The following is an 18,702-nucleotide window of genomic DNA, read 5'->3' on the forward strand; positions in this document are numbered from 1 at the left end:
TCGTCCTAGAATTCGTATTTTGCATTTAGCGTGAAGTAGCGCCCAGGCTCAGTTGAGTAACGCTTACTTTCCTCAGCGATACCCGCTACGTCTTGGTATCGGATGTACTCTTTGTCGAACAGGTTGACGATATTTGCGCTAACACGAAGGTCTTTGGAAACGTAGTAAGTTGCGCCAAGATCAAACGTATTCCACGCGCTTGTCTGCGCACACTCTGTCGCTAGACCAAGTGTGGTCTGGCATTTAGGAACGCGATCCATTGCCGCGGCCCAGTTCCAAGCCACGTAAGCATTGAAGTCTTGGTCGGCGTATTTCAGTTGAGCGTTACCTTCGAATGGCGTAATGCTTCGAACGTATTCACCTTCCGCGTCTTTGCCATCTACGTAGCCAAACTTAGTGCTGATGTCCCATTGTTTGGTGAGCGCGTAACCCGCAGAAAGCTCTGCGCCATACGTCTCGACACCATCGAGGTTTTGGTATTGTTTAATGTAATTACCATTGCTTGAGTCAAAGCCCGTGGTCACAACGTCGATGAAGTTTTCAAACTTGTTGTAGAACAAAGACGCATAGACATACGCACGACCGTTATCGAACTTGTTACCGATTTCAAATGAGTCGGAAGTTTCAGCTTCTAGATCCATGTTTGGTGCAATGACAAACGGCGTGAGCGGCACAAAGTCGTGGCTTACGAAGCCATACGCTTTATCGTATTCCGGAGCACGGTAACCATGGTTATAAGATACATAAGCAATGTTGTTGGCAAATACTTCACGAGAAACCGACAGACTTGGAGATACCTCTGAGCTATCCATGTCTTTTAATGGGAAGCCGCCCACTTCACCCGCACCGTCTGGCGTGAGACGGTGCGCATCAAAGCGTAGGCCACCTGTGATGGTCCATTTATCCAGTTCCACCATGTCTCGGACATATAAGCCAATGTTATAAGCACGAGCAGGAGCGAAAGGTTGTTTGGTCGAAGGTGTTACTCCGTTCCAATCAATCTTGGAGTCGCTATCTGTGCGTTCGTAATAGTCTGTAGAAAGCTCAACACCGTAAGCCAATTGGTGCTCAGCATTTGCTGCATAAATCGTATTGGTGAAATCGCCACGGAAGCCAATTGTTTCGTCAATGAAGGTTTTGTGTTCTAGCTCGCGACGCTTGGTGATCAAACTATTGTGATCCACTTGGCGCATTAAACGGTTGGTGTCTTCCACCACTTCGGTGTGACGCCAGTAAACTTTGGTATCCAACTCTTCGAACCAAGTTGGATTAATCGGAGTCACCTCTGCACCAATATAAGCGCTGTACTCTTCCGTGGTTTCATCCTCAGCAAAGTCTTCAATATGCCAAATTCCATCAGGTTGAATGGACGGTGAACCCTCCAAACGCTCTTGGTTCTGGGTGTAGAGTTCAGCTTTCGCTTTCAACATCACCTCTTCATTGAAAAAGTGGTTGATCGTATAAGCACCGCTGTAACCATCGAGGTCGCGGTTATACAAATCTTCATCAAAGTTACGTGTCTCTTGCCCCTGCCAGTATGAAACGTTAAACAAACTCTCTGTATCACCGGAACGAAAAGCTAGATTACTCGTGCCTTTGTACTTGTTGCTGATATCGGTGTAAGTACCGGAAACATCGGTGTAGAAGTCTTTGTCTTTTAAGAAATCACCCGGCTGACTGGATTCTAAAATCACCACACCGCCGATCGCGCCAGAGCCATGCACCGAAGAACTTGCCCCTTTAATGATTTGCAGCGATTCAAAATTGGATAAATCAAAAGTATCTCGCCCAACGGCATCATTAATGTCATTCGCACCGAAGCCATCCGCAGAACGAATGCCATCACGAACGATCATAATGCGGTTACCCGTCATACCACGGATGGTAATGTTTTGCGGACGTCCTGCACCGCCCGTCACACTTACACCAGGTTCGTTACGCAGCACGTCATATAGCTCGGTCTCGCCTCTTTCTTCGATTTGCTCGTTTGTGATAACCGCGACACTACCTGCCACTTTTGACAATGGCTGATCGATTTTATTGGCGGTTACCACCACCTCTTCCATTGAGAAAACCTTAGATTCGGCGTGCACTTGACTGGCAGCAAGTACCGAAAGTACTGCCGCTGACACTGGGGTAAGCTTCATTTACTGCTCCGCTTTAGATGTTTTAATGAGTGATAGTAGAAATGCGTATTCTTTTGCTTGTTGTTCTTGCGCTTGTCGTGGGTCCATTTGGTGGCCCGAATTAAAATCAGTTTGCAACAAGTACGGCCCGTTGCGCTCACTTAACGCTGAAACTTTAGCCAGATACTTTGCGCCTTCCCAATATGGCACGCGCTGATCAATTAAACCGACTTGAACCAACATGGGTGGGTAAGCGTTTTTATGGATATTGAGAATCGGATCGTACGCCTTCATTAACGCCAATTGTTCAGGTTTGGTTGGGTTACCCCATTCGCCATACTGCTGTGTGGTAAGCGGAAGTGAGGTATCCGACATACTTGCAACCACATCAACAAAAGGCACTTTAAGTACGACACCTGAAAACAATTTAGGATCTTGATTAACCGCTCCGGCCACCAACGTGCCACCAGCACTAGAACCGATGGCGAAAACCTCTCTATTGCCACGTTCGAATGTTTGCAGCGCCTTCGCGGCCGCGACAAAATCACCAATAGAATTGGCTTTTCGCACACCACGGCCTTGCTCGTGCCATTCATCGCCAAAGTACCCACCGCCACGGACATGGGCGATAGCGTAAATCACACCTTGGTCGAGTAAACTGATAACCTGAGGCATAAAGTACGGTTTCATCGTAAAACCATACGCGCCGTAACCGTAAATCATCACAGGAGATTGTGGGTGCAATTTGTCTTTGCGATACGCCAAAGAGACCGGGACAGAAACGCCGTCGTGCTTAATAAAAATACGTTGGGATACATAACGCTGACTATCAAAGTCTTGGTAAGCATCTTGAGAGTACAAGGATTTATTCAGCGTTTTTACATCGAACTCTTCCCACTGAGGAGGCGTAGTCATCGACATGCTTCGGATACGAATCTTGTTTGATTCAAAATCGCCCAACGTGCTTAGCCAAGCGACATGACCATCGTGTTCCAATGGCAGTATCACTTTTTCCTGACCTTGGTAAGAATACACCGTCAAAGTCGACACATTGTTTGGCTTGCTAAGTGCCACAACTCCTGCATCATAAAGGTAGAACTGTTCAAGCGGCTCACGAGGATTGGTGAAGCGTTGCCATGTTGCGCCAAGCGGTGCGAGTTCGACTTGGTAAAGGGCGAACTTTCCTTCAAGGTTGCTTTTCAGATAAATGTAACCTTTCGCCACATCCGCGTAATATTCCACACCCACTTCAGGCTTTCGCAATGAATCTGAGACAGTGCCCGTTTCTAGGTCGACAAGCTTCTGCTCTGTTGTTGACTCGTTGTTGCTTTGCAGCACAGCATAACGGCTATCTGCCGCACGATAGAAAGAAAGTAACCAATCTGACTTGGGTTCATTCCATAGGACTGTTTTTGCCAAAGATTCAGTGGAGATACGTAAGATCTGATGAGGTCGCTGAGTGCGCTTTTCCTTTGCAACGAGGAATGCCACTTTCCCGTTAGGTGACAACAATACGCCACTATCGACGTGCGTCACCAGTTCCGTAGATTGACCGGAGAGTAAATCAACAACCACGGCGCGATATTGTTCGCTGCCGTCGATATCTTCCGTGAAAAGTAATGTGTCACCATTCACTTGCCATTGACCAAGTTGGTAGTACTGATGCGCAGATTGTCGTTTATCGAAATCGAACACCACGTTTTCTGGCGCATGTTGACTCGCACGGGATAACAGTAAGTAACGACCATCGCGACGCGTTAGCGTCCACTCTCTTCCACTCATGATCGACCATGGCTTATCACCTTTGTCTGCCACCATGGTACCCCACTGCGTGAGTAGGTTTTTTGTCAACGTCTGATAACTTTTTTGGTGCTGTTCAGTTTTGTGGTTTTGTTCTGTTAGGTAGGTAAGAACTCGCTCATCTTTACGAGCATCATCTCGAAGCCAGTTGAAATCATCAGCAGCAAAGCCAGAACTAGAGGTAATTATGAGCCCTAAAAAAACATGAGTAAATTTCATATAGAGAGCGAATTCATTTATAGGATTAATACAATGGCGCGTATTCTGCCCTTAAATAAAAATGAGATCAATTATCATTTTCATAATCATGTGAGATTTTTATCTAGTGTGTGAGGAAAAACGTTTGCTTTGACCGAGGTAATAAAACTTAATAACTTCCTAAATTAGCGTTCTATGCTGTTTATATACAACCAGATAAATATAAAAGCTGACAAACGAGTGAGTATGGAAAGACGCTATTTCACCTAGCGACAGACATAAAAAATCCGAGTGCGAACACTCGGATTTTTAAGAACTAAAATCAATGGGAAACTACAGCAGCTTTTACTCTTCAGAGCTCGGTGCCGCTGGTTTTTTCTTAGGGATGAAGACATCATCACCCACAGATACGTTTTTGTAGAAGCTCTTGTCACGCTTAGCTGGTTTTTTCGCCGATTTTTTCGCTTGAGGGCGAGCTTTCTTTGCTGTCGCTTTCTTATTGCGGAAATCTGGTTTAGGTGGCTTAAGGCCTTTAAACTTACCTTTCAAATCTTCGAACACTGAAAACTCAAGATCTTGTTGTAGGTATGCTTCTACACGTTTAAAGCTATCCCAGTCTTTTGGACCAACAAGAGAGATTGCATCCCCTTTGTTTCCAGCACGACCAGTACGACCAACTCGGTGTACGTATTCTTCGGTATGCTTTGGCATATCGAAGTTGATGACGTGTGTCACAGTTGCAATATCCAAACCGCGGGAAGCAACATCAGTCGTTACAAGGATCTTAAATACTGCGCGCTCAAACTGACTCATAATGGTGTTACGTTGAGTCTGGTTCAAGTTACCACTCAGTGCTACAGCCTTCAGTTTCTTTTCGTTTAGCTTTTCTGTTAGTCGCTCAGTATCATCACGCGTTGCCGTAAAGATAATAACTTGACGATATTCAGCCTCAGAAAGAACACGATCTAAAATTGCCTCTTTATGATCCAGATGATCACACAAGTAAAATTTTTGCGTAATATCTTTATGTTCTTCGTTAGAAACGCCGATAGCAATACGCTTTGGCGCATTGAGCATTTCAGCCGCGATTTCATTGACGTCTGCATGATCTAATGTCGCAGAGAACATCAACGTTTGACGACGACGATGCTTGGCTGCTTTATGAATGCGACGAAGCTCTGGTGCAAAGCCCAAATCCAACATACGGTCTGCTTCGTCAAGAATCAGTGTTTCCAAACCATCCAGATAAAGCGAACGATGATCTAAGTGATCAGCCAAACGTCCTGGTGTCGCCACGATAAATTTCGGGTAACGACGCAGAGCTTTTACCTGATCGTTAAAGTTCTCACCACCCAAAACCAGTGCTGCTTCATAAGATAGGCCAGCTAGCATAGAACGAAGCTCACCATATACTTGTTTCGCTAACTCACGAGTAGGAGCAAGGATAACCGCGCGAGGGTCTTTCGCAGAAAACGATTTTGTCTTTAAAGACTTATGAAGCATTGGCAATACAAACGCCAAAGTCTTGCCCGAACCCGTTTTCGAAGATGCCAATAGATCCTTGCCTGCAATCGCAACAGGAATCGCCTGCTGCTGAATGTCAGTCGCTTTTTTAAAATCGTAGTGTTTTAGGTTCTTCAACAATCGGTTGTCTAGGCCTAGATCTTTAAATTGCAAAGTATTCTCCAATAAATCAGTCAGCGTCTGAGCGCTCTGTAGTGTCGTTTCCGCTCTAACGCAGCAAAAAAATAAAGCTCGGTATAATACCGCAAATCATAGGAGTATAGATAGAGATCACACAAACTAATTCCCTGTGGTAACGGTAAAACATCATTTGTGGCTCAGTTCAGAGTAAAGACTAGCCTTTTTGATGAGCAGCTGGACAGGAAGTTTAGAGAAAAGCCGTTCAAATATGCCTTCTATCCATCAACAAAACGACTTAAATAGCAGTTATTTGGGCCAATAAACTTTCATTTGTGTCAATATCGTCTAAATTATTGATATCAGGAACGTGGCAAATACACCTGCTATGAAAACTGTTGTGAGAACGAAATAAAGGATAGGTAGTTAAACTTTGTTAAGTTCAGGTAAAAGTTGACGTCAGGTACTCCATGAAATTCTTGGGTTTTTTTGACTTTTGCTACATCATGTACTGATAAAATGTAACCACATTTAACCTCGCTACTGTATAAAATAATAGTTAGTGGCGAGACTTTCACTATAAGCAAGGAGTTCTTATATGAACAAAACGTTGATCGCAGCTGCAGCAACTTCAGTACTTCTACTAGCCGGTTGTGCTTCTTCTGATGACGCAGCTACAGCAAATGCAGCAAAATTAGACGAACTAAGCAACCAAGTTAGCCAACTAAGCCAAGACGTACAAGCTCTTCAATCTGACGTTCAAAAATCAGGCGCAGCAGCAATGGCTGCTCAAGAAGAAGCTGAGCGTGCTAACGAGCGTATCGATAACATCGCTCAGTCTTACACTAAGTAAGATTTGATACCGCGTCTTAACGCCCGTTAAGGCGCGGTTATTTCGATAGGAACCCCATTCTGTGCAGCGATTGCTGCTTTAGCCTTCACGTTTTTCATACCGAATTCATCCAACCACCACTTTAACTCTTTCGGCACTTTCAGTTCATCTTTCTCGCCATTACTACGAGTCAAAGGCTCATGTGCTTCTAAGAACACACTTCTGTCAGGTTCAAGTGTCATTTTGATAGGCTGATTAATGATGTTAACGTCTTCGCCGTTACGAACCTTGTCAAATAACCACTCAATGTCACTTGGGTCCATACGAATACAACCCGCGCTGACTCGCATACCAATCCCAAAGTCCTTGTTGGTACCATGAATTAGGTATTCGCCATTCCCGTAAGCTAAACGCAATGCAAACATACCAAGTGGATTATCAGGCCCCGCAGGAACAACGGCTGGTAGGTCAATGCCCTTTGCTTTGTACTCGGCACGAATAGAAGCTGGAGGAGTCCATGTAGGGTTCGGTCGTTTTTGGCTGATACGCGTTGTCATTACTGGGGTATCGCGCCCTATTCGGCCAATTCCGACAGGAAATACATGGACAATATCTTCTCCTTTCGGAAAGTAATACAAGCGCAGCTCGGCTAGATTAATAACGATACCTTTATAAGGTACGTCTGGGAGGATTAGCTGTGTCGGAATAGTAAGAACATGCCCCTCTTCTGGTAAGAAGGGATCCACGCCTTTGTTTGCGGCCATTAAACCTAGCATACCCACATCGTAGAGCTTAGCGATATTTGCCATGGTTTCGCCTTCTTGAACGACGTGGTTTTCAAGGCGACCAATTAAACGGCTTCCATCCTCTGGTAATTCGTACATCTTAGCGAATGATAGACCACTCACTAAAGATAACGACACAGATAGCAGGGTACGTTTTGCGAAACTCATTGATCGCTTTTTGCTAAGCATTTCACTCTATTCCTTGGCACTTTTAAAGAGCTGTAAGGTTATCTCTCTTTCTGTCTTGTGATCAACCATCGGCTTGTGATATTCCAGTAAAGAAAAGCCCTCCCAAGTCCAAGGTTTATGGATGTATTTGTTCGGTACACTTTTGATTTCTGGTACCCAGTGGCGCACAAATTCACCATTAGCATCGAACTTTTCGCCTTGGCTTATCGGGTTGAAAATACGAAAGTATGGCTGCCCGTCACAGCCCGTAGAGGCAGACCATTGCCAGCCACCATTGTTCGCTGCAAAATCGCCGTCCACCAGCTTACTCATGAAGTACGCTTCTCCCCATCGCCAATCAACATGTAAGTCCTTGGTAAGAAAGCTCGCGACAATCATACGTAATCGGTTGTGCATCCAGCCTGTTTGATTGAGCTGACGCATTGCTGCATCAACGATTGGGTATCCTGTTGTTCCTGTCTTCCATCGCTCAAAGGCTTTCTCATCATAGGACCACTGGATTTTATCCTCCCAATCGATAAATCCTTTGCCTTTGACGAGTTTTGGTTCGAAAACCAATAGGTGCTGATAAAACTCACGCCAAATGATCTCACTTAGCCAAGTTGCTTTCCCTTCTGTAAGGTCATTTTGTTGATTTTCAGCATACAAACGAGCAATACACTGCCTTGGTGATAGCGCGCCAATCGCAAGGTATGGAGACAGTTGGCTAGTGCCATCAATAGCTGGAAAGTCTCGCTCGCTTTGATACGCGTCACTGCGCTCCCGTGCAAATTCCCTAAGCTGCTTCAAAATATCATTAGTCGAAGCCAGCCAGTCTTCACTGGATTCTCGAGGATAGCTAAATGTGAAGCTTGAATTAAATCGAGCCGACTCTAATTGTTCGAGTACCTTTTTATTGAGTGGCGCTTGCTCGTGAGGTTTTACTACCGTCGGCATATGGAACTGCGTTAACCAAGCACGCTTGAATGGCGTAAATACCTTAAAATATTCGCCTTGCTTATTAAGAACCGTCGTTGGCGCGTGCACACATTTGTCATGAAACAGTTCAAATTCGATATCGTGAGAAGCTAACGCTTCACTTACTTGTGTATCCAGCTCTCGTTCGTTCACCTCATAATGAATGTTTGCCATAACAGACGTGGCTTCAAGTGTTTCCGCCCACCCACTAATCACATCTGTACAATCGGAAAACGACGGCACCTCTTTGTACAAAAAAGGAATATTAAGGCTTTCAAGCTCCTCGTTAAGACAAGCTAAGCGACGAGCAATGAGGTCTGCCTGCATCGGCGCCATGTGATGCTCCCGCCACTGCTCTGGCGTCGCGATAAAGCAAGCGACAACAGGCTGACCTGAATCCAACGCCGCTTTGAGTGCCGTGTGGTCTAACGCACGTAAGTCACGTCGAAACCATACTAAAACCATGGTAGCTCCTATCTTTTGTCTACTAAGTTAGGTGTAATTTCTCTATCACTTCAGAGCACCCCATCCGATCACCTAACTGTGCGTGAAGCATTTTGATGGACGCTACTTGTTTAGCAGCTAGTGCTTTATTGGAGAAAAGGTAGATAAACGAACCATTTTCAATGACCTCATGATCTAGTAGACCAGAAACATCATCAACCTTATCGATCAAAGTCGTGTGATACCCTTGTTCACAAAGCTTCGCTGCTTGAATCCAACTCTCAGATTCTCTGTTTTGTTCAAAGCTAATGAGCAGACACTTTCCTTTGGAAGCGGCTTTGTTTTCAGAATCGATTACAAGGGCAAGTCGAGTGATTAAACAAGTCTGAAATAACCCCACCTGCAAGGATCGCAACGATCCTTTTACCATATCTAGCGCATCAAATACTGGGCTAATAAACTGATCAATAACGAGTTTTAGTGGGTACTCTTTAAGAACAGAGGCAAGTAAACTCTCTGCTTTTCCTCGATTCAGGGTAGACAGCGCAAGCAGCATGTTTTCAACTTCTTCGAGTGTGCGAACCTCGTTTTTGACTTCGACATCGGCGCTTTTTCCTAGCAGCCCCTTCACTTTACCAATCGAAATCCCCTTCGCGAGCCAGCTCTGGACTTCGCGAATCGTATCGAGATCTTGCTGGCGATAAAGTCTGTGTCCTTTTTCAGTTCGCTGAGGTTGGATCAAGTTGTATCTTCGTTGCCAAGCTCTCAGCGTAACTGGTTTTACACCCGTGATTTCTGCGACATCTCGGATCGCGTATAGTTTTTCTTCTGAACTACAAACCATAGCGTAATCTCATCTCCTGCGGATACGGTTCTAAAAACTTCTGTTTTGATAAATACTCGTCTGGGTAAGTATTTAAGTAATGCTTAATCAACGTAAGTGGTGCTAGCAGAGGCAGCATTCCAATACGGTAGTCGTGAATCACTGTCGCTAACTCTTCTTTTTCTTCTTTAGTTAGTGAGCGTTTGAAGTACCCTTGTAAATGCATCAACACATTTGTGTTATTTTTGCGGCTAGCCCGATTCGTTAACGCCTTCATCAGTCCTAAACGATACTCTTGGTAAAAGTCTTCAATTTCATAATTAGCGACATCGGCAACTAAGCGGCCAAGGGATCGGTATGACTCTGGGTGGTGTGCCATTAACGTCAGTTTGTAGCGCGAATGAAAGTCGATGATTTTGCCACGAGTAGGCTCACCATCCATCGAGTCGTAAAAGTCATTTAGACAAAATACTCGAGTAATAAAATTTTCTTTCAATACAGGGTCGTTAAGTCTGCCATCCTCTTCAACAGGCAACCAAGGCATTTTTTGCATCAATGTTTGTGTATACAAGCCAACACCTTCTTTCGCAGCACTGTTCTTGCTGTAAACCTTGACTCGCTCCATGCCACAAGTTGGTGACTTGGCACAAACGATGTAACCACAAAGCTGCTCGCTTTGAAGTTCATCTACTTTATTGGCCGAGTAAGTGAGCATATTGTCGGTATGATCATTTTCTGGATTTTTGGTTTCAACCAATGCAACACGCTCTTCATTAGAAACAAGACGAATTGTTGGACGGGGTACTGGCATACCTACGCCGACTTCAGGGCATACCGAAACAAAGTCAAAATACGGGCTGAGCTCTTTAGTCACAAAGTTGCTCACCTTATGACCAGAGTCAAAACGCACTCGTTCACCCAAAACACACGAACTGATACCTACTTTGATTGAAGATTCCATGATGACGCATCCCTATACAAAAAGTTTTGTTGTATAACTTATAGCAAGCCTTTCCAGATTGTACAAGAAAATAAGTTGTACAATTTAATCGTTTTACTTCACTCGAAAGTATTTCGATCAACCAGCTTTCAGAAAAAAGTTTGGCCCAAAAACAAAGAATTTGTGCGCGCAATCGACAAACTGCTCAAAAGCAAATCGATTGCTCTTTTGGTTTCAACAGATTTAGTTATCAATAGGAGTTGCAGTTTCTAAATGCGTGGTTTTTGTGACTAAGCTCTCAAGGGGCTACTGTACGTCCCGATATTATTGCCTCAACGAAAACGAACAAGTTCAACAGAATTGGTAATAGCGTTCTATAATAGAGGCGTTTTATCAAAACAAAACTTTGGAGAGCACTTATGGCAACCCCACACATTAACGCACAACCAGGTGATTTCGCTGAAACAGTTCTGATGCCAGGCGACCCGTTGCGCGCTAAATACATCGCTGAAACGTTCCTAGAAGATGTGAAACAAGTTTGTGACGTTCGCAACATGTTCGGCTTTACTGGCACTTACAAAGGCAAAAAAGTTTCTGTAATGGGCCACGGCATGGGTATCCCGTCTTGCTGTATCTACGTACACGAGCTAATCGCTGAATACGGCGTGAAAAACGTTATCCGTGTGGGTAGCTGTGGTGCAGTACGTGACGACGTGAAACTAATGGACGTTGTTATCGGTATGGGTGCTTCTACAGACTCTAAAGTTAACCGTATCCGTTTCAACAACCACGATTTCGCAGCAATCGCTGATTACGGTCTTCTAGAAGAAGCAGTTAACCAAGCACGCGCTCAGGAAGTGCCTGTAAAAGTAGGTAACGTATTCTCTGCAGACCTGTTCTACACACCAGAAGCAGACATCTTCGAGAAGATGGAAAAACTAGGCATCCTAGGTGTAGACATGGAAGCGGCTGGTATCTACGGCGTAGCAGCTGACCTAGGCGCGAAAGCACTGACTATCCTGACAGTTTCTGACCACATCATCCGTGGTGAAAAACTAAGCTCAGAAGAGCGTCAGAAGTCGTTCAACGACATGATGAAAGTTGCACTAGAAACTGCAATCAACATCTAAGAACAAATAGTAAGTAATAATTTGCAGCCAGAGTTATGCTGGCTGCCCGAATTATCCCGAGGGGGCGATTGTGTCTAACGGCGAACTGCCAAAAGACGCAGATGGGTTACAACTCAACTTTTGTAAAACATTGGCGTGTGACAACTTTGGATTGAGTGATGCAAAGCGTTACGTTCTGCAACATGCGAACCCTAAGCGTCCGGCGATGGTATGCCGTGAATGTGGAGCTTTCCCCCCCTTACTTAATAATCGCGATGTCGTGAACGAACTTCATCGCCTGCGGCACGTCCACAGTGACGGGTTGCCTGCTTGCCGTAATGATGATTGCGACAACTTTGGACTTTCTGTCCACACTCACAAACACCTCTATCACGCTTTCGGTTACAGTGGCGATCGCCAACGTTACCGCTGTAAAGTGTGTCAAAGTACCTTTGTCGACAAGTGGTCTGGTGCCAACAAGAAGCTTCAGTTTCAAGAGAACTTGATGGGCTTGTTGTTTACGGGATATTCCGTACGAGAAATCTGCCGTAAGCTTAGTATTAACCCAAAAACCTTTTACGACCATGTTGACCATATAGCTAGCCGCTGCCGCCGCAAGCTTGCAACCATTGATGCGCGCTGGGTAAACCACGCAACGCATTATGAATTGGCCTCAAACTATATTGCATTGCAACCGAACAGCAATAACGGTGTGTATTGGATTGTTTCTGGCGAAGCGCATTCTGGCTATATTCTTTGCCAGCACGTCAATTATTCCGCTGATGAAGAGCCAATCGCAACGCTCGATCATAATCCTTACGATGAGGTGTCTCGTTTTGTTTCCCAGGAGTATGTAGCGGAAGCAAGTGAGCCGCTTGCGGAACCTTCTTATCACCTCAGAGAGCGAATTGACCAAAAATACCAAACAATTTTGGCTCGCGGTAACGTAGAAGACCCTCTTGGTAATCTATCTGTATTTCATTACCCTTCAAAAGGGGCATTAGTCCGTCCGCCATACACCTCGTATGCACACTATTTGCACGTACTTGATATGTGCTGCCCAAACAAACGTGTATCTCTATACATGCCTCAAGATCCCCTACTACGTTCAGCTGCACTGAGCGTTTGTTTACCTCGTATTAAAGAGAAAAGTGTCGACTTGATGTACGTAGAAGAGGACGCTAGTTGGGACATGAGCACTCCCTTTGGCAAAGTCGATATCGCCTATATGAGTTGGTGGCGCGATCGTTGGGCAATCTCTAGTCAAAACGAAAACCACAAAGGCATTTGCTACCTCGCTGGCGATCAAAATGAGCCTGAAAAATGGTTTAACGTTGCGACAACTCGTCATGTGAAGTTTTATCAAAACCGCTTTCAGATTCTTTTCGAAAGCTTCATTAACGAGCCACGTCGCAAATTACGACCTGCTGGTATTTTACCTCTTTTAGATATATTCAGAGCTTGGCATAATTTGTGCTATCAGGATAAACAAGGTCTTACCGCTGCACAAAGGTTAGAAGTCTCTGATGCACCTTTGACAATCAAACAGCTCCTATCGTAGCTATTCTATTGGTAATTTAGATGTAGTAATTAGGGGTTGTAACGGTATACATTACGGCCCCTGATCGTTTACCAAAACGTTATCCGCATCGCTTTGGTAAAGAAACATGCATCTAACCACTTAATATTAGGTGTGATTTCCAGTTCGATAGTCATGGATGTGAACGTTGGATAAAAACCAAATTCAGCTAGAAGATGATCTCACTAAGCTTAAAGGCCAAATAAAATCGGCCCCTAAACATACCTTTAATATTGCGCAGCAATATCGTATCCGCGCGGAACAAATTTTATTTGTGGACGGAGAGATCAAAGCCTTACTCATCATGGCGCAATGCTGTTGGTGCCTAATGGATTACCGACAAGGCTTAAAACTCGTCAAAGACGCTTACAGCAAACAAACACAGCTTGAAACCGACGATCATCTCCCGGAAATTCTCCATCTTTTTGCTCTCCAATATTGGGGCCAAGCAAAGTATTATTCCGCGCAACAATATTGGATTAATGCGCTCGAACAATCTGCTCTTGTTGATGATGTTGAAATTCAAATCGAATCTCTAATTGGGCTTGGTAATGTATGGCGCATCACTAATGAACACCAACTTGCCGCTTCAACTCATGAGTTAGCCGTTAAAGTGGCAAACAATGTTCGTATTGCTTGGTTAGAAGGCAAAGCGCGCATCCTATTAGCTTGGGACTATTACTTACTAAATAAGTTTGTCGAGATGCTTACGGTACTGGATGGAGCAACCGAAGTATTAAAAGATCATGATGACAGTACGTGGCAAGCCGAGATCTGGGACTTTAAAGGGTTAGCACTGCTTGGACTAGAACGCCTTGATGCGGCCGAAGAAGCCACCCAAAAAGCCCACCAGCTCGCCATTGAGCATGACCTCGTTTGGATGAAAGCACACTCTTTTATTAGCCGAGCAAGACTTGAGCTTTTGCGCCAAAATACAGACAGCGCTGCCAAGTTGCTACTTGCAGCAGAAGAGTCTGCACTCAGTTTCGACCACGGTGAGCTACTCAGCCAAATTTGCTTCCAACAATCACGAGTCGCTGAAGAACAAGGTGACTTTGAGTCTGCGTTTAACGCGTTCAAGAAATACCGTAAGCACGCACTCAAAATGCTCAAAGAACAAACTCATCGAATCAGCATGGATAAAGCAAGAGGCTCTAAACGCCAACTAGAGCAGCGAGCACGTAAGCTGATCAATCATATTCGCTCTCAACACGAATACGACCCTGAAAAACAGTTCTCTAATGTCGTTTCTGAGACCTACTGGTGGGAACAGTTAGTTTTGTTTAAAACGGAGCTCAAACGCTCTAACCACGCCATCATTATGATTCAGCATTCAAACCCCGAAGTTCTCGATGTTTGTACCGAGCTCGTTCATGCATTGACAACCTCCAGCGACCTCATCTCGAGAATTTCCAGTAACAGGCTAGCAATGTTAATTGCAGAAAAAGGTCAAGCAGCAGAAGAGGTCTACCGCACTGTCCAAGCGATGTTAGACATCTATCCATGGAAGCGACGCGGAATCAAAGGCCCGAAACCGATACTGTATTTGCAAGATATCCTGACCTTCCCATTCACGTTAGAACAGCTCGAAGAAAGTTATATTGAGGTAATGAAGAATGGAACAACTGCTTAGCAAGGTGACTGACGCAGGTATCGATCCTTCTTCCGTTTCAGGTGAAGAAGCGATTACGCTATGGGAACACATAGGGTTACATATTGCGTCAACAAACCGAGAGAAAGCGCATTGCTATATCATTAGCGCCGAGTATCGAAGAGAGATCAAACAGCTCAACGACAGCATTAGTGAATTGAAACAAGCGCTTGAGTTGCTTGTTTTACCAGAGGATGTAGAAGATATTCTTTCTGTGAAAGCAAGCTTGAGTGAGCGTTTAGTTGAAGTAGGTGACTACAATGCGGCATTAACCGAGTATGTTGCTTCAACCAATATCGCCGTCGAGTACGGCTATATTGATGAGTACGTATTGGCCATTATTGGAATGGGTAATTTGTGCGATGCCTATGGGGATCACCAACGTGCATTACGTTATTATCAAAAAATAGATGCTATCGATCACGCTATTGGCAGTCGATCCCTACGCCTTCGTTACAAGCTGTACATGCTAGCCTGTTATATCAGCTTGAACCGTACCGCAGACGCCAAAGAGCTATTGAGTGAATGTGAAGAACTGAGCATTCTCGTCAGTGATAAAAACCTCGCCGCACAAATTCACCTCTACCGAGCCAAATTATATCGTCTGCAAGAAGACTACCCCAGTGCGTTGCTGGCTATTTCGAATGTTCAGTATACAACGGGTAGTGCCACGACATACTGGTTATCCACGATGGTCAAAATTGAGACTGCGTATTGTCTAAACGGTGTAGGGCACACTTCTTTAGCTAACTTAACGCTGGACTCCATCAGTAAAAGGATTCAAAAGCAGCTATCTCCTATCGTTACTCAGCATTTTTATAACGCGATGAGTCAAGTTTACGCCTCTCAAGGGTTGTATCAAGAAGCATTAAATTGTGAAAAAAAAGCGCACAGAATCGAATGTGATCTTGTAAAACATATTCCGATCGGTGAGTTAGGGTCTGCTCAACTACGCCGACTTTCACGCTTTGAGTTACAACTCAAACTCATTTTGTCAGAGCTAGAAAACAAAGAACTAAAAGAAACCACCAAGCAGCATAAAAATACTGTTGCTCAGCTACAGCAGGACGTCTTTACCGATCCACTTACGTCTTTACACAACCGACGCTGGTTAGAAGTTAAACTAAAAGATCTACTTCTGCACGATACTGCATTTGCATTGATGGTCATCGATATCGATCACTTCAAATCCATCAATGACGAACTAAGCCACTTGGTGGGCGACAAAGCGATCAAAAGTGTGTCACAGGAACTGGCGTCCTACTTCAGATTTAAAGGCGCATCGTGCGTACGATTTGGTGGTGAAGAGTTCCTCGTGATCCTTGAGAATACCCAACTGGAACGCGCAGAAATGCATGCCGAGAATTATCGTGAACGGATTTATCAATATGGTTGGGACGATATTCTTGGTGAACGGGGGCTGACCGTATCCATAGGGATTACCTTGCATCGAGAAGGCGAGAATACTCAGCGAACTTTTTATCGTGCAGACAAAGCTCTTTATCGCGCCAAAGCCAATGGCAGAAACCAAGTCTGTACCGAACTTTAAACCATGCCCCGGTTGACACCTGGGGCTTTAGTATACTTTTTACTTATCCTTCCTATATCACTTCACTGCTTGTTTAAATAAGTACTCAGCAACACCTTAACTGCCAATAAACATCAGTGGATACTTACATCGCATAAACATAATTCCTACATAAAAACCGCTTGATTCATCTGTAGTTAAGACAAATACTTAAATTGTTAATTTACGTAGATTTTCCATTTCGCAATACGCACAGGTAGGTAAGATGTTTCTAGACTATTTTGCACTTGGGTTACTCATCTTCGTTGCTTTAGTGATCTTTTACGGAATCATTGTCATCCATGATATTCCATATGAAATCGCCAAAGAGAGAGAGCACCCGCACCAAGACGCAATTCACTACGCTGGCTGGGTCAGCCTTTTCACTTTGCATGCGCTGTGGCCATTTTTATGGATCTGGGCAACATTATGGCGCAAGGAACGCGGCTGGGGTTTTAAACAACTAGAACAAGAAACACACGACATTCATCACCGCCTTGAAGAACTCATCGATGAAGTCAACGAACTCAAAAACGAAGTATCGATGTTGAAACAACAAAAGATTCAGCAAAAGCCTTTGCCTGAACAAAGTAAAGAGGACGAATAATGGACTTATTGCTGATTCTGACTTACGCAGCTCTTTGTATTGCCATTTTTAAAATTTTCAATATTCCTCTAAACAAATGGACCGTTCCAACCGCCGTACTTGGCGGCGTAGTGTTAGTGGGCACACTCGTGCTGCTTATGAACTACAACCACCCATTTACTCAATTGGGTAACCAAGTGTTCCCGACTACGCCTATCGTCTCTGGCGTGCGTGGCCGCGTGGTGGAAGTGCCAGTCCAGGCCAACCAACCGCTCAAAACGGGCGATATTCTTTTCAAAATCGATCCTGTGCCTTTTGAAGCAGAAGTTGCTCGCCTGGAAGCGAAAGTCAAAGAAGCAAGCCAAGGTGCGTTGGGCTTAGAGTCTGATCTAAGAGAGGCAGAAGCTGCTGTATTGAAAGCGCAAGCGGACAGAGATAAAGCACAAAGGGAATTTAGCCGATATCAAAGGGGCTTTGATCGTGGCGCGTTTACTGAACAAGATTTGGATACTCGACGCCAAGCGTATAAAGCGGCAGAAGCCATGTTAGACGTTGCGATTTTGCAACAAGAACAAGCTCAAATCGCTCTGGACTCTGAAATCGGAGGCGAAAATACCCAAGTCGCGCAACTTCTTGCCGAGCTGCGTAAAGCAGAGTTTAACCTAGAGCAAACCGTCGTTCGTGCGCCAACCGATGGTTACGTTACGCAATTGGCTTTGCGTCCTGGTGTTATGGCTGTGCCGTTGCCACTTGCCCCGGCAATGACCTTCGTACATACCGAAGACATTACGTACACCGCGGCATTCAGACAGAACTCATTACAACGCTTGAAGCCAGGCTTTGAAGCAGAATTTATGTTCCGCGCAATTCCGGGCAAAGTGTTCCGTGGCGAAGTCATTGACGTGATTCCAGCCATTGGTGAAAGCCAAATTCAAGCGCGAGGCGCTCTGCTTGGGACTGATGCCTTGCGCACGAGCGGACGTGTTTTTGCGAAGCTGAAAATTACCGACGACTTGAGTGGATACCACCTACCAATGGGTACTGCGGTTGAAGTTGCAGTTTATTCAGACAGCTTTACTCACGTATCAGTGATGCGCAAAGTGCTTATTCGTATGAAGAGCTGGCAGAACTATTTATACCTCGACCATTAATGAACATATAGCGCATTCATTTATTGGTAAAAATAACATCAAACCGTGTAATCAGGGGCTGACGATCAGCCCCTGATTCATTCTAGCCATCCAGATAGATAGCATTCCCACTTTTATTAATATTCTGTATAATGCGCGCCTTATTTTTAATGCTTGCTAAAACCAAAGCCAGTCAAAGGGATGCGTGAATCAAATCACACATTTCCTGAAGAAAAATAGAGCAAACAATAAGCAGCTTGGTTGTTTTGAATATATGTTACACAATCAAATAACTAACGCTTTCCAACAATATAAATGAACGTTCTTTAAAATCGACTATTGAAC

At 44.6% G+C, this 18,702-nt stretch carries 14 protein-coding genes; 7 read left to right on the top strand and 7 right to left on the bottom strand.

Annotated elements, in window-relative coordinates:
• Window positions 1-5 precede the first annotated feature (5 nt).
• The 3 genes from R7Q46_RS02835 to R7Q46_RS02845 all read right to left on the bottom strand — a co-directional run bounded on the left by R7Q46_RS02835 (window position 6) and on the right by R7Q46_RS02845 (window position 5,813).
• Window positions 6-2,147, bottom strand: a complete 2,142-nt coding sequence (locus R7Q46_RS02835; protein WP_151515349.1) for a TonB-dependent hemoglobin/transferrin/lactoferrin family receptor — start codon at window positions 2,145-2,147, stop codon at window positions 6-8.
• The gene (locus R7Q46_RS02840) at window positions 2,148-4,145 is read right to left on the bottom strand and encodes a prolyl oligopeptidase family serine peptidase (protein ID WP_318077280.1); all 1,998 of its coding nucleotides are present in this window, start codon (window positions 4,143-4,145) and stop codon (window positions 2,148-2,150) included.
• A gap of 324 nt (window positions 4,146-4,469) precedes the next feature.
• Entirely contained in the window at window positions 4,470-5,813 is a 1,344-nt protein-coding gene (locus tag R7Q46_RS02845) for a DEAD/DEAH box helicase (protein ID WP_167415878.1), read from the bottom strand.
• A 550-nt stretch (window positions 5,814-6,363) separates the two neighbouring features.
• Between R7Q46_RS02845 and R7Q46_RS02850 the strand changes: the two genes are divergently transcribed.
• Window positions 6,364-6,618 (top strand): Lpp/OprI family alanine-zipper lipoprotein, encoded by a 255-nt coding sequence (locus tag R7Q46_RS02850; RefSeq protein ID WP_005375145.1) that lies wholly within the window; start codon window positions 6,364-6,366, stop codon window positions 6,616-6,618.
• Window positions 6,619-6,644: 26 nt separating this feature from the next.
• On the opposite strand, the gene R7Q46_RS02855 is transcribed toward R7Q46_RS02850, so the two are convergent.
• From R7Q46_RS02855 to R7Q46_RS02870, 4 genes are read right to left on the bottom strand one after another with little or no spacing between them, the layout of a single operon-like run.
• Complete coding sequence (locus R7Q46_RS02855; protein WP_025768560.1) at window positions 6,645-7,571, bottom strand: L,D-transpeptidase family protein; 927 nt, start codon at window positions 7,569-7,571, stop codon at window positions 6,645-6,647.
• Between the two features lie 6 nt (window positions 7,572-7,577).
• A complete protein-coding gene (gene phrB, locus R7Q46_RS02860; RefSeq protein WP_053350050.1) occupies window positions 7,578-8,993 on the bottom strand; it encodes a deoxyribodipyrimidine photo-lyase in 1,416 nt (471 codons plus the stop codon).
• 22 nt (window positions 8,994-9,015) lie between these two features.
• Entirely contained in the window at window positions 9,016-9,816 is an 801-nt protein-coding gene (locus R7Q46_RS02865; protein WP_005375142.1) for a MerR family transcriptional regulator, read from the bottom strand.
• Window positions 9,806-10,756, bottom strand: coding sequence for a YbgA family protein (locus tag R7Q46_RS02870; protein WP_005383935.1), 951 nt, complete (start codon window positions 10,754-10,756; stop codon window positions 9,806-9,808). Before R7Q46_RS02870 ends, R7Q46_RS02865 begins: the two co-directional genes overlap by 11 nt.
• A gap of 398 nt (window positions 10,757-11,154) precedes the next feature.
• On the opposite strand from R7Q46_RS02870, the gene deoD reads away from it, so the two are divergent.
• The 6 genes from deoD (at window position 11,155) to R7Q46_RS02900 (ending at window position 18,378) form a co-directional block, all read left to right on the top strand.
• Window positions 11,155-11,865, top strand: a complete 711-nt coding sequence (gene deoD / locus R7Q46_RS02875; protein ID WP_005375140.1) for a purine-nucleoside phosphorylase — start codon at window positions 11,155-11,157, stop codon at window positions 11,863-11,865.
• Between the two features lie 70 nt (window positions 11,866-11,935).
• Window positions 11,936-13,405, top strand: a complete 1,470-nt coding sequence (locus tag R7Q46_RS02880; RefSeq protein ID WP_005375138.1) for a hypothetical protein — start codon at window positions 11,936-11,938, stop codon at window positions 13,403-13,405.
• Between the two features lie 166 nt (window positions 13,406-13,571).
• Window positions 13,572-15,056 (top strand): hypothetical protein, encoded by a 1,485-nt coding sequence (locus tag R7Q46_RS02885; protein WP_005375137.1) that lies wholly within the window; start codon window positions 13,572-13,574, stop codon window positions 15,054-15,056.
• The gene (locus tag R7Q46_RS02890) at window positions 15,040-16,623 is read left to right on the top strand and encodes a GGDEF domain-containing protein (RefSeq protein WP_151515322.1); all 1,584 of its coding nucleotides are present in this window, start codon (window positions 15,040-15,042) and stop codon (window positions 16,621-16,623) included. The genes R7Q46_RS02885 and R7Q46_RS02890 overlap by 17 nt, the downstream gene beginning before the upstream one ends.
• A 244-nt stretch (window positions 16,624-16,867) precedes the next feature.
• Window positions 16,868-17,248: a DUF3302 domain-containing protein gene (locus R7Q46_RS02895; protein ID WP_005375135.1), complete on the top strand. Its 381-nt coding sequence runs from the start codon at window positions 16,868-16,870 to the stop codon at window positions 17,246-17,248.
• Window positions 17,248-18,378, top strand: a complete 1,131-nt coding sequence (locus tag R7Q46_RS02900) for an HlyD family secretion protein (protein ID WP_005375134.1) — start codon at window positions 17,248-17,250, stop codon at window positions 18,376-18,378. Before R7Q46_RS02895 ends, R7Q46_RS02900 begins: the two co-directional genes overlap by 1 nt.
• The last annotated feature ends 324 nt before the right edge of the window (window positions 18,379-18,702 follow it).

It is taken from the genome of Vibrio sp. 811 (assembly GCF_033339195.1).

Coding starts and splice junctions, on each gene's coding strand:
- R7Q46_RS02835 (WP_151515349.1), bottom strand. CDS start 2,147: ATGAAGCTTACCCCAGTGTCAGCGGCAGTACTTTCGGTACTTGCTGCC.
- R7Q46_RS02840 (WP_318077280.1), bottom strand. CDS start 4,145: ATGAAATTTACTCATGTTTTTTTAGGGCTCATAATTACCTCTAGTTCT.
- R7Q46_RS02850 (WP_005375145.1), top strand. CDS start 6,364: ATGAACAAAACGTTGATCGCAGCTGCAGCAACTTCAGTACTTCTACTA.
- R7Q46_RS02855 (WP_025768560.1), bottom strand. CDS start 7,571: ATGCTTAGCAAAAAGCGATCAATGAGTTTCGCAAAACGTACCCTGCTA.
- phrB (WP_053350050.1), bottom strand. CDS start 8,993: ATGGTTTTAGTATGGTTTCGACGTGACTTACGTGCGTTAGACCACACG.
- R7Q46_RS02865 (WP_005375142.1), bottom strand. CDS start 9,816: ATGGTTTGTAGTTCAGAAGAAAAACTATACGCGATCCGAGATGTCGCA.
- R7Q46_RS02870 (WP_005383935.1), bottom strand. CDS start 10,756: ATGGAATCTTCAATCAAAGTAGGTATCAGTTCGTGTGTTTTGGGTGAA.
- deoD (WP_005375140.1), top strand. CDS start 11,155: ATGGCAACCCCACACATTAACGCACAACCAGGTGATTTCGCTGAAACA.
- R7Q46_RS02890 (WP_151515322.1), top strand. CDS start 15,040: ATGGAACAACTGCTTAGCAAGGTGACTGACGCAGGTATCGATCCTTCT.
- R7Q46_RS02895 (WP_005375135.1), top strand. CDS start 16,868: ATGTTTCTAGACTATTTTGCACTTGGGTTACTCATCTTCGTTGCTTTA.
- R7Q46_RS02900 (WP_005375134.1), top strand. CDS start 17,248: ATGGACTTATTGCTGATTCTGACTTACGCAGCTCTTTGTATTGCCATT.